Here is a 20,064-nt window from a genome sequence, read left to right on the forward strand (position 1 = left end):
TGAGGTTGAGGCCGAACTTGCCTTGACTCAGGGCACGGGCATAGTTCGCGAAGGTCGGGTCCCTGGGTAGGGAAAAGGGGTTCGCGAAGATTGTGAATCGGGTCTTGAGGGACGACATCACCATCCATAGCAGCGGGTACAGAACGGCGATCAGCAGAATCATGAAGACCGTGTACGTGCCCGCCGCCGAGCCGGCCCGCCCGAGCTTGTCTCGGTTCATCCCATGACCCCGCTGTCCTTGTCGGTGCTGTCCGGAAGGAGCTTGAAGCGGACTATGGTCAGGATGAATGTGACGACCAGGAGCATGACGGCGATGGCCGATCCGTAGCCGACCTCGTTGTAGTTGAACGCCTGCGTGTACGAGAAGGTCGTCAGCACCTCGCTCGCGTTCCGCGGCCCGCCACCTGTCATGACGTAGACCAGGTCAAAGAGCTTAAGCGTCTGGATACCCACCAACGTGGCGACCAGGAGCGTAACTGGTCGCAGCTGGGGGAACGTGACCATCCAGAAGACCTGACGATCATTGGCTCCGTCAAGCCGCGCCGCCTCATGGAGGCTGGCGTCGAGACTCTTCAGGCCCGCGACGAACAGGAACATCGCAAAACCGAACGCCCGCCACGTCTCGACACCGATGATTGTGTACAGAGCTGTGGCAGGTTGTCCGAGCAGGCCCTGGTCGAAGGTGACTCCGACGAGCGCGAACAGCGGTTTGAGCACACCGAACACCGGGCTGAGCAAGAACGTGAAGACGATCCCGATGACGACTGTCGAGAGGACGGTCGGCAGGAAGAATACTCCCCGGAAGAAGTTGGATCCGGGAAGGTTCCGCTCCAGGCGAACCGCAAGGAAGAGGCCCAGGGCGACACTCGCACTCATGCCCAGGACGATGAACATCATGTTGTTGCGCAGCGCTCCCCAGAAGATCGGGTCGTGTACCAGCCGCTCATAGTTGCCGATCCCGATGAAGGAGAGGCTGCCCAGAGAGATACCAGACCAGTTGAACAGGCTGATGACGAGCGTGAGCAGCATAGGGACAGCCATGAACAGCACGAAGGTGATGAGCGCAGGGGCGATGAAGATGTACGCGATCGTCTCTTCTCGATGATCACGACGCCGCCGGTCCATCGTCCTGCGCTCGGTTCGCATCGGTGCAGCGGATAACCTCGCTTGGGTGGTCATGAGCCCTCCGGAGTGCTTCGTGGAAGTCGGGCGGCCCCGTTTGCGCGCGTCGCCGCGCGCGAACGGGGCCGCTGGAGTACTAGGAGCAGTTCTCCTTGAGGGTGACCGTCGGGTGCTCAGCCGCTGCTGCGTCCTCGACGCTCTGCATCCAGGACTGGGCAGTGGCCTGGCCGGTCAGCACCGCGACGCTGCCCTGCCAGATCGCATCTTCGCCGACCGCCTTCGGGGTGACGTGCTCGATGAACGGGAAGCTGCCTGTCGAGGGCTTGATCTGCTCCGCGATGACCTGGCTGGTCAACGGATCCTGGAGCGCCGGGTCGTTGGCCTCACTTGTGGCGCTGATGGCGCCGATCTTCACGTACTCCTCCTGCTGCTTCGGCTGGGAGACCCAGTCCAAGAACGTGAGCGCAGCGGCGAGCTTCGCGGGGGTGTCAGCGGCCTTGGACACCGCCAGGCCACCGGCATTGATAAGGCCGTCGGTGGCACTGCCGCGACCACCGGCCACCGCAGGGAAGGCAACCATCCCGTAGTCGCCCGGGTTGGGCGCCTCGCTGATCGACGGAATGAACCAGCTGCCGAAGCCGAAGAAGGCCGCCTTGCCGCTCAGGAAGGTCGACTGCGCAGTGTTGGAGTCGTCGCTCGACTTGCCGGCGCTGAAGTAGCCCTGGTCAGACAGGTCCGTGTAGAGCTGAGCAGCGGCCACCACGTCGGGGTCGGTCCATGCGTACCCGCAGTTGCGCGCCACCAGTTGGTTGACCTTGTCAGCGCCGGCCGTCTTCGCCAGGAAGTCGTAGAACCATTGGGAGCCCGGCCAGCCCTCGCTGTTCCCGAAGGCGATGGGTGTGATGCCCTGCGCCTTCAGTTGGGCGAAGGCGCCGAGGAAGTCCCCCCACGTCGTGAAGGCGGTGGGGTCAATGCCCGCGTCCTTCAGGATGACTCGGTTGTAGTAGATCTCGTTGGTGGTGTCGATCCGCAGAGGGACTCCGTAGACCTGGCCGTCATAGGTGACGGAAGCCGCCGGAGCGCCTGGCGTGAAGCGGTCGCCGTTCCCGGGCTTGCCCCACCAGTCGGTGATCGGCAGCACCTGGTCCTCGCGCACGAACTGGAAGAGGTTGTTGTCACCCTCGTGCTGGAAGATCTCCGGCGGGTTGTTCGCGGTGAACGCGTTCCTCATCACGGTGAAGAACGACTCGTTCGAGACGCTCCTGAACTTGATCTGGATGTCAGTGTGGGTCTTGTTGAACTCGTCGACCAGAGCCGTGTCGGTCGCCAGCGGCGGGCCGGAGTCATCCTCGCTCCAGTAGTTGAGGACCACGGGCCCGGTGGATTCGCTGGCTTTGACGCCACCTGAGCATGCGGTGAGGGCGAGCACTGCCGCGGCGCTGACCGCAACAGTCGATATGCGAAGATTCTTCATTGGATCTCCAGTGTTCGGTGTGATTGCAGAAATGGACTACCCAGGCCTCTGAGACCAAACCTCCGAGTGTGGACGAGTGCGCGTTCCGTCTGCGAGGACGGTGGCCCACGAAACTCAGCGCCTCCTAGCGGCATATGAAATAACGAATGCGTCTCGAACGGTCTGCTTGTCACCACTCTGAAGCGCGGAGATGAGACTGGCGTAGATCTCACCCGCGGGCTCGCCCCGACCGTCTGTCTCCTGGATCTGGTGCGACACGTAGTCGTAGTTGTAGAGACCGAGTCGAGGCGGGAACCCGGCCTGCCACTCGAAATCGTCGACCAGCGACCAGTAGAGGTATCCGCGGATCGGCACGCCCTCAGCGACACACCTCACCATCTCCATCAGATATGTCTTGAGGTACCGCTCGCGCGTCCAACCATCAGGGCGCTCGACCGCACGGCCCGAGCGCGGCTGCTCGTACGCAATGCTGTTCTCACCCATGTACATGGGGAGGTCCGTGTTCGCCTCGTTGTAAGCCCAGATCATCGTCCGGTAGATGTCGCCGTCCACCGTGAACTCCCACCACTTGGGACCCTCGAGCTGGTTCCCGAGGCATCGGGCCTCACCGAACGGCTCGTACACGTTGGCGGAGATGTAGTCGAGCTTCTTCAGGCGCTTGGAGGTGTATAACGCGGCCAACGTCTTGGCCAACGTCGCGCCGTCCACGTACTGACGGATCGCGCCAACATCATTTTGGTAGTACGCGAACTGGTCATCAGGCAACTGCCGGCGAGCCAGCCCCGACAAGCGCTCATCCCATGCTGTCCGACGTTCCTCGAGGAATGCGGCGACGTCGTCCTGCGCGATTCCCCAGGAACGCAATCGGACCATGTCGAGGAACAGCTTGTCCAGCTCGTAGGCACTCTTGCTGGCCGTGCCGAAACCCACCTGCGGCTCCGGCCATCCGCGCTCTTCGTAGAGGTCCTTGATGCCGTCGTAGATTCTGACATGTGCCGAGACGACATTGTCGTACGCGGCCTGGTACGAGCCTGGGCCCGCGTCGACATCGGAGAAGCCCATCATGCGACCGAAGTAGATCAGCGGCACGAGGTTGAGCTCGTTGAACGTGATGAAGTGCCCGATCGGGACCTTTCCATCCGCAACCAGCCGGCTGCCGAGCTCGTCGACGATCCTTAACTCGTAGGCCGTGACAAGGTCGGCCGCTTCATCGCGGAGCCAGAGTGTCTTCCCGAGCCATGCGGGATGCGCGAAGTGGTGCAGGGTGATGATGGGCTCCATGCCCTTGTCCTGAACCCGCGAAATGATCGCGGCGTAGCGGTCGAGCGCAGCTGGGTCCCACGCAGGTGCCGCGCCCGGCTTGAGATCCAGGGTGGGCTGGACCCTCGACCAGTCCACGCCCATGCGAAACGCGGTCAACCCGAGACTGGCCGCTAGGTCGACGTGCTGCGTGAAGTTGTCCCAGAATCGGGTGGCCTCACCCGACACAGGGACGGACCCGTCTGCTTCGAAGTACCCATAGCTGTTCTTGGGTCCCTCTGGCGTGTTGTATCCGCCCTCGCAGAGGTATGGCGCGTTGGCGACACCGAAGAAGAAGTGATCCTTCTTGAACTTGGCGGCGAAATCCACGTCGAGATACAGGTTCATCGGGTCTCGAGTCCATTCCTGGTCGGTCGCGCTGGCGCCGACGTCCTCCGTCAGTCGCATCGACATCAGGCCGGTAGAGGGGCGTCGGTTCTGGGTGCAGACCGCGTCCACCAAATCGCCGCGGCCACCGCTCGCTGAACGAAACGCACTGCCACCCACCATCGTGGTCGACCCGATACTCCGGACGACGTTGCGCATCATCATTGATACGTACCAATCACTGGAGACTAGAACCTTGCCGAGGTGAGGTCAAGCCCCCTCAAGGACCGCGCTCACCCGAAGGATGTAACGGGCGATGCGGGCCCCCTGTGACAGCCCGGCTGCCCCTGGGGCTTCCAGCGTGGGCTTCGCCTCGCTCGACGACACCGGCACCCAGTTGCTGTTCCGGTTCGTCGCGGCGGCCCATGCGCGCCGGTCCCTGGCCATCCCCGTCACTTCCCTTGATCTGCGCGGCCACAGAGATGGTGACCACTGAGGTGCCGGGCTCGTCGATGTGCCGACCTGCAGCGCTCGCCAGGAACGCCTGGACCGCGGCCATCAGGGCCCACTCGCCGACCTCCGGCGCGTCGGGCGCGGACCACTGCTCGTGCACCGCTCGTACCTGCGAGATCGCCATGCCGGTCGGGTCGCGATCGTCATCGTCGACCACCGGCCAGAGCGGCGCGTCGCATCCGCAGCGCCTGGCGCAGCTGCTCGGCGGGCAGACCAGCCAGCGCGGTCTGCGCTGCACGGGCCCGGCGCGGACGCTCCAGGCTGTCCTCGAGGCCGGCCACGGCAGCGGCCTCGTCATGGGCCTCGCGCTGCAGCCGCTGCAGCTCCAGGTCGTCGGTCACGGTCATCACCTCGCCACCGAAGGCACACCACAGCGGCCGGGTGCTCACGGCATCACGCCGAGAGCTGACGTGCGTACGCATCGGCCAGCGCCCGGATGCTGCGCCTGGCTCGGCGGCGGACAGTCGCCTCGGAGATCCCGCGCCGCGACGACGCTCGACCCGGACCGGGAGCACAACCCACCGCGCCCTTCGCGGCTGCGGGCAACCTGCATCTGGCAGGCGGCTTCGGCCAGGCCGATGAGCAGCTCTCGATCGTGCTCGTCGATCACGCGGTGCGACGTCGCCCACGAGAGCAGCTCAGCCAGCTCCTCCTCTGGCTCGACCCCATCGGGTTCTGCGGCCCTGGCGTCGATGACCCGCCACAGGTCGGCCTCGGGCGCCAGGGGCATCGCATGCGCCCATGCCAGGTCGACCGCCCGCACGTGCTCTACGGCGCCGAGCTCGCGCAGCACACCGCGGCGCAGGTTCATGACGATGTTGGCCGCCACCTTCCGACGTCGCTCCCAGGCGAAGCTGCGCACCTCGATCCACAGCTGCGCAGCGACGCACTCGTCGATCCGAGGTGTCATGTCCCGCAGCGGGTGCGCCACCTGGATCGCCCCGGGGAGCAGCAGCCAGGCGAGTGCGCCAGCCGCCGCGACATCGTCGCCACCGGTCGGGCTGCCGAGGCGGGCGAGCTCGTGCAGGAGGTCGTCGACGTCGTCGCGGTCAGCCGAGCGGATCCACCCGGGCAGGTCGAGCAGGTCGTCCGCTGCGCCCAGCCGTGGATCTTGTCCGCGCCAAACGGGCCGATTCGTGCGGGCCCGAGCCAGCAAGCCCTCGGCCGGGTCGTCGAGTCCGAGCTGCGCCGCGACGCTCATCGCGAGGTCCTTCCGCCGTAGGGATACGGCGTGAACGGTCACGCATTTTCGTCCCCTGACTCGTCCCCCGATCGGCCCCGCACCACCGATTCACTTCGGCTCCGGCGCCGTCCCTCTCGCCGCGCACCCAAGCTCACCTGCGGAAACGCCATGGCAGTAGCGCGTCCCCCTTGGTCCCCCACTCGAGTGACGGTCGCACCCGCGCGCACGTCACCAGCCCGCTCCAGGTGTCTCTCACCGGGTGCACCGTGTCGCGGCGATGGTGCAGGGCGCGAAGGCCCGTGCTCATCGGAGCGACGTCCGCGGTCTCCAGTGCGACGTCGGAACCCATGGCGGGCGCCGATGCAAGGCACGAGCCGACGACGATGCAGGGGCCGTCCCACGTGGCTGAGCCACACTGGGACGGCCTCAGCATCGTCGGACTAGAGGCGCGCCCGTGCGTCCGTGAGATCGACGCCCGCGCGGGCGGCGACCACCTTGATGAGCGCCGATGCGTTCTCCGAGCCGTAGCCCCGCTCGACCGCCTCCTGAAGCACGCCCTCGACCTCGTCTGTGCCGGGCACCGGCACGTTCAGGGTTCCAGCGAACGACTGGATGAGCCGCGCGTCCTTGAGCATGAGGTCAAGAGCGAACGAGGGCGAGTAGTCCCCGGCGAGCACGCCCGGCCCGACGCCGTCGAAGATCGGCGACTTGAAGTCGGTCACGTGCAGGACGTCGAGCACCCGGTGCAGGTCCAGTCCGGCCGCCCGGCCGAGCGAAAGGGCCTCACCCAGGGCCTCGAGCTGTGCGGCCACCACGAGGTTGCCGACGAGCTTCATGCGCGCGCCGGAACCCTGCGGGCCCATGTGGTGCACCGTCTCGCTGACAGCGTCCAGGACGGGCCGCACGCGCTCGAACACCTCGGCGGCGCCGCCGACGACGACCCAGAGGCCACCGCCGATCGCCTCACCCTTCGACCCGAACACCGGTGCGTCGAGGAACGGCACGCCACGCTCGGCGAACGCCAAGGCCTCCTCGTCGGAGAGCGCGGGGCTGATGGTGGACATGTCCACCACGATGGTCTCGGGTCCGACGGAGGCGAGCAGGCCGTCCTGGCCAAAAACGACAGCGCGTACGGCGGCATCGTCGGACAGGCAGTACAGGACCATCTCGCGACCCTCGACGGCCTCGGCGATGCTCGACGCCACGCGCACACCCTCGAGGCCCTCGGCCCGTGCGGGGTTGCGGTTCCAGACGGTGACGTCATGGCCCGCACGCACGAGGTTCGCGGCCATGCCGCGCCCCATCGTGCCCAGGCCCAGATAGGCGATCGATGACATGACTGCTCCTCAGTTCTGGGTGACAGGCTGGGTGACCGCGGCTTGACCCACACGCCAGGACTCGAGGAACCGCAAGAAGGCGGTCGCTCCCGGGTCCTGCAGGCCGATGCTGCGTTCCTGGAGCCAGGACGCCCGCCCCCGGCGCGACTGCAGGCCGGTGGTCTCGATCACGGCGCGCTCGGCCCCGGCGATGGCGCTCGCGAGACCAGCGGTGGCGTCCTGGGCTGCGGCGAGGGCGTCGGCGGCGGGCATGATCGCGTCGAGGATCGTCTTGTCCCCGACCTGCGTCTTGCCGCGCGCGGCGATGTTCTCGCCCCCGGCCCGGACGAACTGCGCCGCGGCTGCGACATCGACGTCGTCGAGGCCCGCCCAGGTCTTGGACCCTGCCAGCAGACCGCCGGCGACGAGCGCGGCCATCGTCGACGGGTTCGCGTTGGCGAACGCCTTGGCGCACGTCTTGGCGATCTCGGCCGGGGTGGCGTCTTCGGACAGCGTCTCCAGCGCTTCGATCACCGCACCGGCACCGAGCGAGACGGTGATGCCGAGATCCCCGTCGCCGAGCGCCTGGTCCAGGTCGCGCAGCTCGTCGGCGTAGCTGACGAGCTCCGTGAGGCTGCGCCGGATGGACTCGTTGAGCGCTGTGGACTTCATCGGTCACGCCTCCTTGAAGAACGGTGAGCTGGCTGGTGCCTGGAGGAGGCTCAGCCGTGCGTCGTCGAGCTTGAGCAGCGAGATGGACGCGCCAGCCATCTCCAGGCTGGTCGCGTACTCCCCGATGTAGTTCTTGGCCACCTCCACGCCGAGGCCCGCGAGGATCTGGTAGACCCGGCGGTACAGGACGTAGAGCTCCTCGAGCGGCGTGGCGCCCATCCCGTTGACGAGCACGGCGACGCGGTCTCCGGACGCGAGCTCGAGGTCCTGGACGAGGGCGGCGACGAGGCGGTCGGCGATCTTGTCGGCAGTCTCGAGCGGTCCGCGGTGGAAGCCGGGCTCGCCGTGGATGCCGATGCCGACCTCCATCTCGCCGTCGGGCAGGTCGAAGCTCGGCTGTGCGGTCGTCGGCAGGATCGTCGGCGAGAGGCCGATGCCCATCGTCGCGGTGTGCTCGATCACGTCCTCGGCGATCGCGGCCACCTCCGCGAGGGAGTCGCCGCGCTCGGCCGCCGCGCCCGCCGCCTTGTAGGCGAAGATGATGCCCGCGACACCGCGGCGGTCGTGCTTGCGCTCCTTGGGCTGGCTGGCGACGTCGTCGCGGCCGACCACGGTGGTTGTCTCGATGTCCTCAAGCTCCGAGAGGTCCGCAGCGAGGTCGAAGTTGAAGACGTCGCCGCCGTAGTTTCCGTACAGGTACAGCACGCCGACGCCGCCGTCGACGGCCTTGGTCGCCTCGAAGACCTGCTGCGAGCTCGGCGAGCTGAACACGTTGCCGATGGCGACGCCGGAGCACAGCCCGACACCGACGTAGCCCTTGAACAGGGGCAGGTGGCCCGAGCCGCCGCCGGTGACGATGCCGACCCTGCCGGCGACCGGGGCGTCCGCACGCACCATGATGCGGGGGTCGCTGCCGGGCGTCTTCACCTGGCCCGGGTGCGCGAGCAGGATGCCCTCGATCATCTCGTCGACGAAGCGTCCTGGCTCGTTGATGATCTTCTTCATGTCTTCCTCTGGATCTGTCCGTGGGTGGAGTTCGTGCGGGACGGGGCGGTTCAGGCCTGAACGGCAGCGGTGCTGGCCGGGCGTCGTGCAATGCGTCTGCGCCGCCAGGTGACCTGGTCGGCGACCATGACCAAGATGAGGATCACGCCCTGGGCCATCGCGTACTGGTACGAGGACAGTCGGACGGCAGTGAAGCCGCTGGCCACGATCTGCAGTGTGAGGGTCGCAAGGACGACGCCGAAGACGGTGGCGAAGCCGCCGGCCGGGTTGGTCCCGCCGAGGACGGCGATCACGATCACGAGCAGGACGTAGGACGCTCCGTAGTCCGCCGACGCGGTCGGGTTGCGGGCGATGAACAGGATCCCTGCGACGCCACCGAGCAGGCCCGCGACGAGGTACGTGCTCATGAGGACCCGCCGACTGTTGATGCCGGAGTAGCGGGCGGCCACCGGGTTGGCGCCCTGGAGCTGGATCTTGAGCCCCAGTGGGGTGCGGCTCACGAGCACTCCGACGGCGATCGCGATCACGACGAAGACGACGAACAGCATGGGGACACCGCCCACCGTCGCGTGGCCGATCGCGGTGAGCGAGTCAGGTGACCCGTACAACGTGCGGCCGCCGGTCCAGGCGACTGCGATGCCGTTGTAGATCTGCATCGTGCCGAGAGTCGCGAGGATCGGGGTGATGCCGACCCGCGAGACGAGCAGACCGTTGATCGCACCGCCCACGAGGCCGACGACGAGCCCGATCAGGATCAGCACAGGCATGAGCTGCTCGGCGCGCGTCGGGTCGCCGGCCGCGATGCTCGTGTAGAGCGTCGAGATCGTGATCGCGGAGAGGTTCGCGATCGACACGAGCGAGAGGTCGATGCCGCCGGTCAGCATCGCGAGCATCATCGCGATCGCAATCACGCCGATCTCGGGCGAGGCGATGGCGATGTTCTGCATGTTCAACGGGTTGAGGAACACCTGCGGCTTGAGGGCGGCGAAGACCGCGAACGCCACGACGACGAGGAGCATCATGCGCCCCGAGCCGCGGTTCACGTGCACGCGGCTCACCATCTCCGCGTACCGGTCCCCGACCTGCGCGTTGATCCGCTTGAGGGGGTTGCTGGACGTCGAGCTGTCGTTCACGCGGCCACTCCTTCCTCGTCGTTGGCGCGCACTCGTCGCACCGAGCGCTTCGCAGAGACCGCCTGGACGCCGACACCGATGATGAGCAGCAGGCCGACAGCCGTGCGCTGCCACGCGCTGGGCACCCCCGCGAGGATCAGGCTGTTGTTGATCACCTGGACCAGGAGCACGCCGAGTGCGGTCCCGAGGACTGAGCCACGGCCGCCGAAGATCGATGCACCGCCGAGGACGACCGCCGCGATGATGTCCATCTCTCCGCCGACGAGGTCCTGGGGGTTGGCGCTGCGCCCCATGATCATGTAGATCATGCCGCCGACCGCCGCCATCATCCCGACGAGGACGTAGATCCACCGCTGGGTCCGCACGACCCGGAAGCCCGCGCGGCGGGCCGCCTCCGCATCGCCACCGATGGCATAGATGCCACGCCCGAACATCGTCCGCCGAAGCATCCACGCCACCGCGAAGCACAGCAGGATCGCCGGCACCGCCATGACGTGGAGGTAGGCCCCGCGTCCGCCGGAGGAGATCTCCACGACGTTGGTCGTCGAGACCGAGGCCATCGACGCGGGGAGGTCCGCGATGTACCGCGACCCGACGTAGGTGAGCAGGGCGCCCTTGAAGATGCCCTGCGTCCCGAGCGTCACGATCAGCGTGGGTAGCCGGAACCGCGCGATGACGGCCCCGTTGGCCAGACCCAGGACAGCACCCAGGGCGAGCGCGACGACGAAGACGCCGGCGAGCCCAAGGTCCAGACCGGCGCCGGCGATCCGCACCGTCGTGTAGGCCGCGAAGATCGCGATGGCGGCGAACGAGACGTCGATGCCGCCCGAGATGATCACGATGAGGACGCCGAGCGCGAAGATGAGCGGCACGATCGAGCTGCGCACGATCGCGAACATCGTCGAGAGGGTGAAGAACGCCGGGCTGGCGATCGACATCACGACGACGAGACCGACGAGGATCAGCGCGAGGACGCCTTCGTTGTTGGGCCCACGGAGCCGCTGGACCGCAGCGAGGGCCGGGGCAGCTGGGGCGCTCATGCCGCCATCCGTTCGAGAATGGTGTTCACGTCGATGTCCCCGTCCTCAAGGGTGTGGACCAGGCGGCCCTGGCGGATCACGAGCACGCGGTGGCAGCACGCGACCAGCTCGGGCGCGTCGTCGGAGATGACGATGACGGACATCCCCTGTGCGGCCTCGGCACGCAGGATCGCGAGGATCTCCTCCTTGGAGCCCACGTCGACACCTACAGTCGGGCCGTTGAGCATGAGCACCCGGGGCCGGTTCGCGAGCCACTTGGCGATGACCACCCGCTGGGCGTTGCCGCCCGAGAGCGAGCGGACCGTGGCCGAGACGTTCGGTGCCTTGACCCGCAGCCGCTCGAAGAGCTGCTGGATGGTGGTCCGCACACGGCCGCCGTCGAGCGTGTGCCAGCGCGTGCGATGGGCGTCGAGCGATCCGGCGATCATGTTGTCGGCGATCGACTTCTCCAGGAACAGCCCCTGGGAGAGCCTGTCCTCCGGGACGTACCCGATGCCGGCCGCGATCGCGTCGTCGATGGACCTCAGCCGCACGGCACGTCCGTCGATGCGGACCGTGCCACGCTCAGCCGGCAGGACCCCGAACAACGACTCGGCGATCTCGGATCGACCCGAGCCGAGCAGCCCGGTCACCCCCAGGATCTCGCCCCGACGCAGAGTGAAGGAGATGTCGTGGTAAGCGCCAGGGAGGGTCAGCCCGTCGACCTCGAGCACGGGCGCGGCATCAGCGGCGAGCTCGCTCACGGTGCGCTCGTCCTTCACGTCGCGGCCGGTCATGTGCCTGGCGATGGCGCGCGGGTCGAGGTCAGCGGCCGGTGCCGTCAGCACGTGGACACCCGAGCGGAGGATCGTCACCCGCTGGGAGACCGCGAGGACCTCGTCGAGCTTGTGCGAGACGAACATCAGCGCCACCCCGCGCTCACGGAGCGTCTCGACCAGGCTGAACAGGCGCGCGACCTCGGTGTGGGTCAGGGCGGTCGTGGGCTCGTCCATGACGATCACCCGGGCGTCGTGCACGAGAGCTCGGCAGATCGCGGTGAGCTGCTTGTCGGCGACCGAGAGGTTCTCGACGTCTGCGTCCAGGTCGAGGTCGAGGGCAAGCTCGTCGACGATCGCCTGCGCGGCGGGCCGCGCGGCACGCTGCGAGTAGAGCCGTCGGCGGTCGGCGACCGCCGCGGTCAGCGTGATGTTCTCCGCGACCGTGAGGTTGGGGAAGAGCGAGAAGTCCTGGTAGATGACCTGGATCCCGGTCTTGATCGCCTCGGTGGAGTTCATCGCGTGGTGCGCGACGCCGTCAACGATGATCTCGCCGGAGTCAGGCTTCTCGGCACCGGAGATGATCTTGATGAGGGTCGACTTGCCGCTGCCGTTCTCGCCGGCGAGGCAGTGCACCTCACCCGGGAGGAGATCGAGCGAGACGTCGTCGAGGGCGACCACGCCGCCGTAGGTCTTGACGAGGTGGCGTACCTGCAGAACTGGCACAGGTGCGCCCGTTGAGCTGGGTGCTGTCATGGTGGGTGCTTTCCGGCCACCCCTGGGGCTGACCGTCCGTGGACGGTCAACCCCAGGGTGCAGGCCTGTCGAGGGCCGAGCTCAGAACTTGAAGCTGGCGGCCGTCTGGGCGTCCGCTTCGACCGACGCGTCCCCGACGAAGACGTTGTCGTAGCCGGCCGTCTTCTTGAGCGAGTGGTAGCCCTCGATCCCGAGGTCGGTTCCCTCTTCGATCTTGCCGCCCTGCGCGAGGATCATCGCGATCTGCAGCTGGGCCTCACCGGCGAGCGCGGGGTCCCAGAAGAAGATCTTGTCGATCGAGCCGTTGGCGAGGTACTTCGCGGCGGCCGACGGGATCGACGTGCCCATGACGCACACGCTGTCCTGAAGACCAGCCTCCTCGACGGCCCGGGCAATGCCGGGGACGTCGTTACCCGCAGATCCCTCGAAGCCCTTGATGTCGGGGTACTTCGCGAGAATCTCCTTGGCCTTGTCATAGGCGGCGTTCTCGTTGTCCGTGCTCTCGATCGGGTCCTCGACCCGCGTCATGCCCGGGAACTTGGCCTTCTGCTCGTCGAGCGCCGCGCCGACCCACTCCATGTGGGTCTTGGCGGTGAGCCCGCCGACGAACTGCACGTACTTGCCCTCGCCGCCCATGCACTTGCCGAGGCTGTCCATGATCTTGGCGCCGTAGACGGCGTTGTCGAACGCCTCGATGTCGATGTCGACGTTCTTGATGCCTGTCGCCTCGTGCGAGACGACGATGATGCCCTGGTCGCGCGCCTGCTTGAGCACGTTCGAGAGCGCCTCGGGCGAGTTCGGCACCACGGTGATCGCCGTGGGCTTCTGCGGGATCAGATCCTGGATGATCGCGATCTGCTTCTCCGGGCTGACGTCGTTCGATCCTTCCTCACGGGCATCGACGCCCGTGCGGGTTGCGAAGTTCTTGACCCCGACCTCCATGCGGTCGAACCACGCGATGCCCTTGAGCTTGACCACGGTGACCATGGTCATGTCCTTCGGGGCGAGCGTTGCGCCCGTACCTGCGCCTGCAGCCGTCGCGCCGCTCGCAGCACCGCCGCCCACCGATCCGCAGCCTGCGAGCAGAGCTGCAGTGATGCCTGAGATCGCCAGGACAGCCAGCCTTCGTTGCGTCATCCGTCCACTCCCTTGTGATCGATCGCCCGGTGGACTTCGACGTCCACGCCGCGGACTCGTGCCCCCGCTCTGCAGGACAGTAGCCGCGATCCGCGCACATGTCGAGCACGTCTCGCCGTTTATCGCGCAGCATGTCTGACGCGACTGCACGAAAACGTGCATACTGGGCTGCTAGAGTTCGGTAAGCGCCCAGAGAGGTCAACCCATGTCGCGTCGCGAGGACATCGCCGTCCTGCTGCAGGAGCGCGGCTTCCACAGTGTGAATGCACTGGCGGAGGCCTTCCAGGTGGACACGTCCACCATCCGCCGCGACCTCGACCGGCTCGAGGAAGATGGCGTCGTTCAGCGCACGCACGGCGGCGCGGTACCGGTGCACATGAACGAGTCGCCTGCGCGAAACACGCACGGCGTGCACATGCCCGAGAAGCAGGCCATCGGGGCCGCCATGGCGGAGCGTGTGCTCGAGGGTCAGACGGTCCTGCTCGACGGCGGGACGACGACGCTCGAGGTCGCCCGGCACCTGGACCACTCCCGGCTGACCGTCGTCACGCACGACCTGCGGATCGGGCTCGAGGTCGCCAAGCGGCCCATGATCAACCTCGTCTTCATCGGTGGCGAGCTGCTTCCCAACGGCTTCGCCATGTGGGGACCGACGTCGATCCAGCAGCTTGACACCCTGCGTGTCCACGTGGCGATCTTCGGGGCCGGCACGGTCATGGAGGACGGCATCTACGCCACCTCGAGCTATGAGATCGAGCTCAAGCGCAAGATGCGTTCCATCGCGAGCGAAGCGTTCTTCGTCGCCGACAGCTCGAAGTTCGGCCACGAGGCGCTGTTCAAGGTGTTCGGATTCGAAGACTTCACCGCCGGGATCACGGACCAGACGCTGGATCCGATTCGGGCCGCACGCTTCCCGGTTCCGGTGATCCGGGTCCCCGTCGCACCCCCGGCCTCGTCGAGCCACTCGCCCGGGCGGGCTGGCAAGACCCCGGCGCGGGGCGTCGAAATCCGCGGCCAGAGCTGAACCACCGCGCCGGAGCGCGTGATGAAGGGCTCCGATGCCCGTTCACACCCCCTCGCCTACAGGGGCAGACCGCCGTCAGCTCGGTGGGCTCGCCAGCGCAGCGCACACCTGTCCGATTGCTGAAGTCGGCTGATCCGAAGCTCCGAGAGGAGCCGACTCGTGGCGGCGAGCCGCCACCGGGACCGGGAGCGCGCAGCGAGCGCTCGCAGTGCCCACGTTGCAGCGGCGCTCACCGGATCAGTTCCGGCGACTGGCCGTGCCGACCCCCTGGACCGGGGCGTGGGTCGCGGCCCAGAGCGACAGCAGGCGGATGGCGTCCTCGTCAGGTGAGCCCGCGCTGGCGGTGAAGGCGATCAGGGTGAGCCCGGGCTGGGCGGGCAGCTCCATCGCCTCGTAGTCGCGGTGCAGGTCCCCGACGACTGGGTGGTGGAAGTGCTTGACGCCGGTCTGGTGCAGACGCACGTCGTGTCCGGCCTTTGCGGTAGGCCCACGACGTGACCTCAGCACCGAAGCTCCGATTCAGAGGCCCTTCATGTTTGGGCGCAGGCCATGGCGTCCGCGACGCCCGGCCAGGCTTCATGGATGCGCAGCGATTCCTTTCAGCTCGTCTGCGGGACGCGCTCCGCGCCGAGCGTGCGCGTGATCCCGCTGCCCCAGGTTGTCGTCGATGCGCTCGCCGCGCACCTCGCCGCGTTCCCGGCCGGCCCCGACGGGCTGGTGTTCACCACCGAGGCCGGCGGACCGTTGCGACGCTCGGGGTTCGGCAATGCGTGGCGCACGGCGACCGTCGATGCCGGGGTTCGTGTTCCACGGGCTGCGCCACTACTACGAGTCGCTGCTGATCCGGCACGGGGAATCGGTCAAGACGGTGCAGGAGCGGCTAGGACACTCCTCGGCGGTCGAGACCCTCGACACCTACAGCCACCTGTGGCCGGACTCCGACGACCGCACCCGTGAGGCGGTCGATTCCGTCCTCGCGCTTGCACCTCCTGCGGACTCCCCGCGGACCGGGGATGGTCAGATCTAGCATCACCGCAGGTCATCGGCTCATGTGCGGATGAGCTGGCCGATACGCCGGGTTCTGTGCCCGCGCGCGGTTGCCCCCGCGCGGGTGACGGCCATCCATCTACGACGTACGTTGCCGCACGCCTCCAGCGGCCTACCCGGGAGCTCGGGCGAGCAGCCCTCGAACGCTCCCTGTCTGGCCTTGCTCCGGGTGGGGTTTACCTAGCCGCACCGGTCGCCCGGCACGCTGGTGGTCTCTTACACCACCGTTTCACCCTTACCCCGCTCACCCCGAAGGGCGGGCGAGGCGGTCTTCTCTCTGTGGCACTGTCCCGCGGGTCACCCCGGGTGGGTGTTACCCACCACCCTGCCCTGTGGAGCCCGGACGTTCCTCGGCGAGCCCGAAAGCTCGACGCGGCCGTCTGGCCAGCTCATCCGCGGTGCAAGCCTACAGCCGGCCAGCCGTAGGCCCCTCCCGGACCAGACGTCCCGCATTGCCCCCTGCCCCCGGGTGGAAGATGCCGCGCATGAGCGCATACGACGAGAGCAAGCGACGGGCGTGGGCCGGTCACGCGAGCACGTATGAGCGAACGTTCGCACTCCTGTGCGCGCACATGGGTGAGGCGCTGCTCGACGCCGCTGGCGTCGGCCCCGAGAGCAGCCTGCTCGACGTCGGGACGGGGACCGGAACGGTTGCGGCCTTGGGCCTCGGACGCGGCGCACGCGTCACGGCGATCGACCCCGACCCCGGCATGCGCCGGATCGCGCGGCGCACGGCGGACCGTGCACACGTCATTGGGGGCGCGCTCCCGCACCTGCCGTTCGGGGACAGGACCTTCGATGCAGTGACGGCCAACTTCGTGCTCAACCATGTCGGCGACCCGCGCGCGGCGATCGCCGAGCTGCGGCGCGTGACGGTTCCGGGAGCACGCGTCGGAGTCACCATCTGGCCACGACCGCTCACGCCTCTCCACCTGCTCTGGGAGGAGGTGCTCGACGCGGCGGGGGTGGATCGCTCCGCGCAGGCGTCCGTCCCCGCGTCGCTGGACTTCGCACGCACTCCGTCCGGGCTCGACGGACTGCTCACATGCGGGGGCCTGGACGACGTCGTGGCCCAGACCGTGACCTTCACGCACTGCGTGGACCCCGAGGTCTGGTGGAGCGGCCCGGCGAGCGGCATCGCGACGATCGGCGAGATCGTCGCTTCCCAGTCCCCCGCGACCCGCGCTGACCTCAAGGAGCACTACGACCTGCTCAGCCGCCGCTACCTCGGTACGGATGGCCTGCTGCACCTGCCCACGTCGGCCGTGCTGGCGAGCGGCGTAGCTACGTGACGCCCCGCGCGCACGGGTCGGGCGGGCCGGTGTGTCAGACGTCCACGCGGTAGTCCAGCTCGAGCTCGTCCCCCGCGACCCCGCGGATGCCCCAGTTCTCGGCCGGACTCTCGAGGATGACGAGTTCGAGGTCGTTGGGGTCGAGCCCGAGCGTCGGCGCGACGTCGTCGAAGAACGCCCGGACGAGCGCCCGGCGCGCCGCGCGGCTGCGGCCCGCGAAGCACACGATCTCGACGACGAGGTACGCCGGCGAGCGCGGGGCGATGAGGTCCTCGGGGTCGAGGAGCAGGAACCGGTGGAAGCGCTTGTGCTCGGGCAGCGCCCACGCGCCGACGAGCGCCGCGTGGACCGCGTCGGACACCTCGGTCCGCCGCGAGGCCCAGACGTCCCGTCGTCCGTAGATCTTCACGTGTGCCATGTGCTGCCCCTGTCCGGTGGGCGGCTGCGTCGCTCGCCCTCGAACGTGCAGCCTAGAGTCAGCACGTGCTTGTTCTCCTGCCGCCCTCGGAGGGCAAGACCGCACCGGCGAGCGGACCGGCGCTCGACCTCGCCGCCCTGTCAGCGCCGGAGCTCGGCCCGATGCGCGCGAAGGTGCTCGACGCGCTCATCCAGGTCAGCGCACGGCCCGAGGCGGTCACGACCCTCGGTGTCGGTGCGAGCATCGCCGGGGAGGTCGCCCGCAACGTGGACCTGTGCAGCGCTCCGGCGGCCCGCGCCGACCGGGTGTACTCGGGAGTCCTGTTCGCTGCCGCGGGCCTGTCAGGGCTCACGCCGGTGGCTCGCGCCCGGGCACAGGAGTCGGTGCGGATCTTCTCGGGCCTGTGGGGCGTCACGTCACCCGGCGACCGCATCCCCGCCTACCGGCTGTCGATGGCGACCGACCTGCCCGGCATCGGACCGCTCGCGGCGGCCTGGCGCGACGAGCTGGCTGCCGTCCTCGACCCCAGGGCCGACGGCGACCTCGTCGTCGACTGCCGCTCGGCCACGTACCTCTCGGCTTGGCGTCCACCACGCGGCGCAGCATGGGTCCAGGTCCGCGTCGTGCGCGAGCTCGCCGGGATCAGGGCCGTCGTCTCGCACAACGCGAAGCACGCCCGGGGGGTGCTCACCCGGCACCTGCTCGCGCGACGTCGGAACGCCCCGGTCGACGCCGATGGCCTCGCGACGGCCGCGAGCGAGCTCATCGGCGAGCAGTGGGCTGCGGTCGAGCTCGGTCCGGCGGGCCACGGCGCGCGCGTGCTCACCCTCGTCGTGCACTGAGCCGTGCACTGAGCCCGTGCGAGACGCCTCAGGCGCGTGCTGCCCAGCCCTCGCTCGGCGCTCCCGCGACGGCGACCTCGCTGCGGCCGTCCTCGAACAGCCGGACGATGCTCAACGACGCGGGCGCGACCCGCAGCTGGCTCCACGACGACGGCTGCGCGCCCATCGCGAGCCCGAGCGCGGCACGGATCGAGACAGCGTGGCTGATGACCACGACCGTGCGGTCGACGCCGCCGGCCAGCAGTGCGCCGAGCGCGCCGCGGATGCGCACGCCGACGTCGGTGATCGACTCCCCGCCCGGCGGTCGCACGGTCGCCTCGAGGTGCCACGGCTGCAGGGTGCCCGGCCAGCGCTCCTCGATCTCCTCCGCGGTCAGACCCTCCCACGCCCCGAAGTCCGCCTCCTTGAAGTCCGGCACCGTCCGCACCTCGAGACCGAGCCGAGCGCCGACGACAGCGGCCGTCTGCTGCGTGCGGACCATCGGCGAGGCGATGAGCTCGCTCGGGTAGGGGATGTCACCCCACAGGTCGCGCCCGACCCGGTCGACGAGCACCGCCGCAGCCGCCGCCTGCAGCCGACCCTCGTCGTTGAGGGGCGGTCCGGGCACGGACGAGCCTGAGTACCCGCGCGACGACGTCATCGTGGTCGACCCGTGCCGCACCAGGACGACGGTGACAGGCTCGGCCGCGTCGAACCGCACCGCGGCGCCTGATGGTCGGGCCGCGCGCCGAGGGGTGCCACCCGCTGCCGGGGAGACCCCGGCGTCCGCCATCAGAAGGCGTCCTCACCGCGCACGAGGATCCGTCCGGAGTCCTCGCAGAACACGATCTCCTCGGGCGGCAGGGCCTTGATGCGCGCGAGCTCGGTGCCCGGGACCATGAGCCCGCTGCCCTCGGAGCGCCCGTGGCGCAGGGCCGCGACCGCCACGCCGCCGAGGCGGGCGCGCATCTTCTCGTAGAGGGCCAGGAGCTTCTCGTCGAGCGGCGCGGCCATCTCGGCCCGCTGCGCGCTCACGCGGTCCGCGTCGGCGTCGAGCTCGGCGAACGCCGCATCCCGCTCCGCCACGACCTCGTCGCGCTGCGCGACCAGGGCGTCGTGCGCGGTCGTCAGCTCGTTCAGCACGGACTCGTGGGCCTCAAGCCGTTCCATGACCTCGAGCTCGACCTCCTCGAGCTCGCCCTGGCGCCGACCGAGCGACGCGAGCTCGCTCTGCAGCGCCTGCAGGTCCTTCGGGCTGCCACTGCCCGAGTCGAGGCGGGTCTGGTCGCGCGTGGCGCGGGTGCGGACCTGCTCGACGTCGGACTCGGCCTTCGCGACAGCACGGCGCAGGTCGTTCGCGGCGGTCCTCGAGGTCACGAGCGCCGTCTCGAGGTCGGCGAGCTGGCTGTCGAGCTCGATGAGCCGCGCGAGCGCAGGCACGTTCGCGCGGCGGTGCGCGATCTGGTCGAGGCGCGTGTCGAGGGCCTGGACCTCCAGGAGCCGGTGCTGGGCCTCGGGGGGTGCTGTGGTCACAGGGGGTTTCCTTCCGACTGCATCTGAGGGCTCGGCACCCGCGCTGTCCACGGATCGGTGCGCTGGGTGCTGATCCGGGTCTCCACCGTAGTGCCGTCGGCCGCGAGCGCCGACGTGAGATCGGCGGCCGCGAGCGGCAGCCAGGGCCACTCGGAGGCGAAGTGCGCGACGTCCACGAGGTAGGGCGGGCTCGGCTG

The 20,064-nt window shown here is 68.5% G+C and carries 21 protein-coding genes, 1 other RNA gene and 2 pseudogenes; 4 read left to right on the forward strand and 20 right to left on the reverse strand.

Annotation, left to right across the window (positions count from 1 at the left end; all coding sequences use genetic code 11):
- From VFW79_RS10880 to VFW79_RS10945, 14 genes and pseudogenes are all read right to left on the reverse strand, one after another.
- Positions 1-220, reverse strand: a pseudogene (locus VFW79_RS10880) (hypothetical protein); the annotation flags it as partial.
- Positions 217-1,179: a sugar ABC transporter permease gene (locus tag VFW79_RS10885; protein ID WP_329677327.1), complete on the reverse strand. Its 963-nt coding sequence runs from the start codon at positions 1,177-1,179 to the stop codon at positions 217-219. The pseudogene VFW79_RS10880 and the gene VFW79_RS10885, both read right to left, overlap by 4 nt.
- Positions 1,180-1,258: 79 nt before the next feature.
- Positions 1,259-2,596 carry an ABC transporter substrate-binding protein gene (locus VFW79_RS10890; RefSeq protein ID WP_329677328.1) on the reverse strand — a complete coding sequence of 446 codons (1,338 nt, stop codon included), beginning with the start codon at positions 2,594-2,596 and terminating at the stop codon, positions 1,259-1,261.
- 114 nt (positions 2,597-2,710) lie between these two features.
- Positions 2,711-4,444 carry a family 1 glycosylhydrolase gene (locus VFW79_RS10895; protein ID WP_329677329.1) on the reverse strand — a complete coding sequence of 578 codons (1,734 nt, stop codon included), beginning with the start codon at positions 4,442-4,444 and terminating at the stop codon, positions 2,711-2,713.
- A 58-nt stretch (positions 4,445-4,502) separates the two neighbouring features.
- Positions 4,503-4,892: a hypothetical protein gene (locus tag VFW79_RS10900; protein WP_329677330.1), complete on the reverse strand. Its 390-nt coding sequence runs from the start codon at positions 4,890-4,892 to the stop codon at positions 4,503-4,505.
- A complete protein-coding gene (locus VFW79_RS10905) occupies positions 4,879-5,076 on the reverse strand; it encodes a hypothetical protein (protein WP_329677331.1) in 198 nt (65 codons plus the stop codon). Before VFW79_RS10905 ends, VFW79_RS10900 begins: the two co-directional genes overlap by 14 nt.
- Positions 5,077-5,120: 44 nt before the next feature.
- A complete protein-coding gene (locus VFW79_RS10910) occupies positions 5,121-5,936 on the reverse strand; it encodes a hypothetical protein (RefSeq protein WP_329677332.1) in 816 nt (271 codons plus the stop codon).
- A 422-nt stretch (positions 5,937-6,358) separates the two neighbouring features.
- The gene (locus tag VFW79_RS10915) at positions 6,359-7,255 is read right to left on the reverse strand and encodes an NAD(P)-dependent oxidoreductase (protein ID WP_329677333.1); all 897 of its coding nucleotides are present in this window, start codon (positions 7,253-7,255) and stop codon (positions 6,359-6,361) included.
- A gap of 9 nt (positions 7,256-7,264) precedes the next feature.
- The gene (locus tag VFW79_RS10920) at positions 7,265-7,906 is read right to left on the reverse strand and encodes a dihydroxyacetone kinase subunit L (RefSeq protein WP_329677334.1); all 642 of its coding nucleotides are present in this window, start codon (positions 7,904-7,906) and stop codon (positions 7,265-7,267) included.
- A gap of 3 nt (positions 7,907-7,909) precedes the next feature.
- Positions 7,910-8,911: a dihydroxyacetone kinase subunit DhaK gene (locus tag VFW79_RS10925; RefSeq protein ID WP_329677335.1), complete on the reverse strand. Its 1,002-nt coding sequence runs from the start codon at positions 8,909-8,911 to the stop codon at positions 7,910-7,912.
- A gap of 50 nt (positions 8,912-8,961) precedes the next feature.
- Positions 8,962-10,044: an ABC transporter permease gene (locus VFW79_RS10930; RefSeq protein WP_329677336.1), complete on the reverse strand. Its 1,083-nt coding sequence runs from the start codon at positions 10,042-10,044 to the stop codon at positions 8,962-8,964.
- Positions 10,041-11,084, reverse strand: coding sequence for an ABC transporter permease (locus VFW79_RS10935; RefSeq protein ID WP_329677337.1), 1,044 nt, complete (start codon positions 11,082-11,084; stop codon positions 10,041-10,043). The genes VFW79_RS10930 and VFW79_RS10935 overlap by 4 nt, the downstream gene beginning before the upstream one ends.
- Positions 11,081-12,595 carry a sugar ABC transporter ATP-binding protein gene (locus VFW79_RS10940; protein WP_329677338.1) on the reverse strand — a complete coding sequence of 505 codons (1,515 nt, stop codon included), beginning with the start codon at positions 12,593-12,595 and terminating at the stop codon, positions 11,081-11,083. Before VFW79_RS10940 ends, VFW79_RS10935 begins: the two co-directional genes overlap by 4 nt.
- Positions 12,596-12,676: 81 nt before the next feature.
- Positions 12,677-13,732 (reverse strand): autoinducer 2 ABC transporter substrate-binding protein, encoded by a 1,056-nt coding sequence (locus VFW79_RS10945; protein ID WP_329677339.1) that lies wholly within the window; start codon positions 13,730-13,732, stop codon positions 12,677-12,679.
- Positions 13,733-13,937: 205 nt separating this feature from the next.
- Here VFW79_RS10945 and VFW79_RS10950 point away from each other — a divergent pair, with 205 nt between their 5' ends.
- Positions 13,938-14,756 carry a DeoR/GlpR family DNA-binding transcription regulator gene (locus tag VFW79_RS10950; protein ID WP_329677340.1) on the forward strand — a complete coding sequence of 273 codons (819 nt, stop codon included), beginning with the start codon at positions 13,938-13,940 and terminating at the stop codon, positions 14,754-14,756.
- A 237-nt stretch (positions 14,757-14,993) separates the two neighbouring features.
- On the opposite strand, the gene VFW79_RS10955 is transcribed toward VFW79_RS10950, so the two are convergent.
- On the reverse strand, positions 14,994-15,263 hold the full coding sequence (locus VFW79_RS10955; protein WP_329677341.1) for a hypothetical protein: 270 nt from the start codon (positions 15,261-15,263) through the stop codon (positions 14,994-14,996).
- A gap of 283 nt (positions 15,264-15,546) precedes the next feature.
- Here VFW79_RS10955 and VFW79_RS10960 point away from each other — a divergent pair, with 283 nt between their 5' ends.
- Positions 15,547-15,783, forward strand: a complete 237-nt coding sequence (locus tag VFW79_RS10960) for a tyrosine-type recombinase/integrase (RefSeq protein ID WP_329677342.1) — start codon at positions 15,547-15,549, stop codon at positions 15,781-15,783.
- A gap of 27 nt (positions 15,784-15,810) precedes the next feature.
- Here VFW79_RS10960 and rnpB read toward each other — a convergent pair.
- Positions 15,811-16,195, reverse strand: an RNA gene (gene rnpB / locus VFW79_RS10965) — RNase P RNA component class A.
- A 93-nt stretch (positions 16,196-16,288) separates the two neighbouring features.
- Here rnpB and VFW79_RS10970 point away from each other — a divergent pair.
- Positions 16,289-17,095, forward strand: coding sequence for a class I SAM-dependent methyltransferase (locus VFW79_RS10970; protein WP_329677343.1), 807 nt, complete (start codon positions 16,289-16,291; stop codon positions 17,093-17,095).
- Between the two features lie 34 nt (positions 17,096-17,129).
- Here VFW79_RS10970 and VFW79_RS10975 read toward each other — a convergent pair whose 3' ends face one another.
- A complete protein-coding gene (locus VFW79_RS10975) occupies positions 17,130-17,513 on the reverse strand; it encodes a tautomerase family protein (protein WP_329677344.1) in 384 nt (127 codons plus the stop codon).
- 65 nt (positions 17,514-17,578) lie between these two features.
- Between VFW79_RS10975 and VFW79_RS10980 the strand changes: the two genes are divergently transcribed.
- Positions 17,579-18,355: a peroxide stress protein YaaA gene (locus tag VFW79_RS10980; RefSeq protein ID WP_329677345.1), complete on the forward strand. Its 777-nt coding sequence runs from the start codon at positions 17,579-17,581 to the stop codon at positions 18,353-18,355.
- Between the two features lie 28 nt (positions 18,356-18,383).
- Here the strand turns inward: VFW79_RS10980 and VFW79_RS10985 are convergent, their stop codons facing one another.
- The 3 genes and pseudogenes from VFW79_RS10985 to VFW79_RS10995 form a co-directional block, all read right to left on the reverse strand.
- A complete protein-coding gene (locus tag VFW79_RS10985) occupies positions 18,384-19,127 on the reverse strand; it encodes a histidine phosphatase family protein (protein WP_329677346.1) in 744 nt (247 codons plus the stop codon).
- A complete protein-coding gene (locus tag VFW79_RS10990; protein WP_329677347.1) occupies positions 19,127-19,867 on the reverse strand; it encodes a zinc ribbon domain-containing protein in 741 nt (246 codons plus the stop codon). Before VFW79_RS10990 ends, VFW79_RS10985 begins: the two co-directional genes overlap by 1 nt.
- Positions 19,864-20,064 (reverse strand): annotated as a pseudogene (locus tag VFW79_RS10995) (Nif3-like dinuclear metal center hexameric protein); the annotation flags it as partial. The pseudogene VFW79_RS10995 and the gene VFW79_RS10990, both read right to left, overlap by 4 nt.

This window comes from Cellulomonas sp. (assembly GCF_036279715.1).
Lineage (GTDB): Bacteria > Actinomycetota > Actinomycetes > Actinomycetales > Cellulomonadaceae > Cellulomonas_A.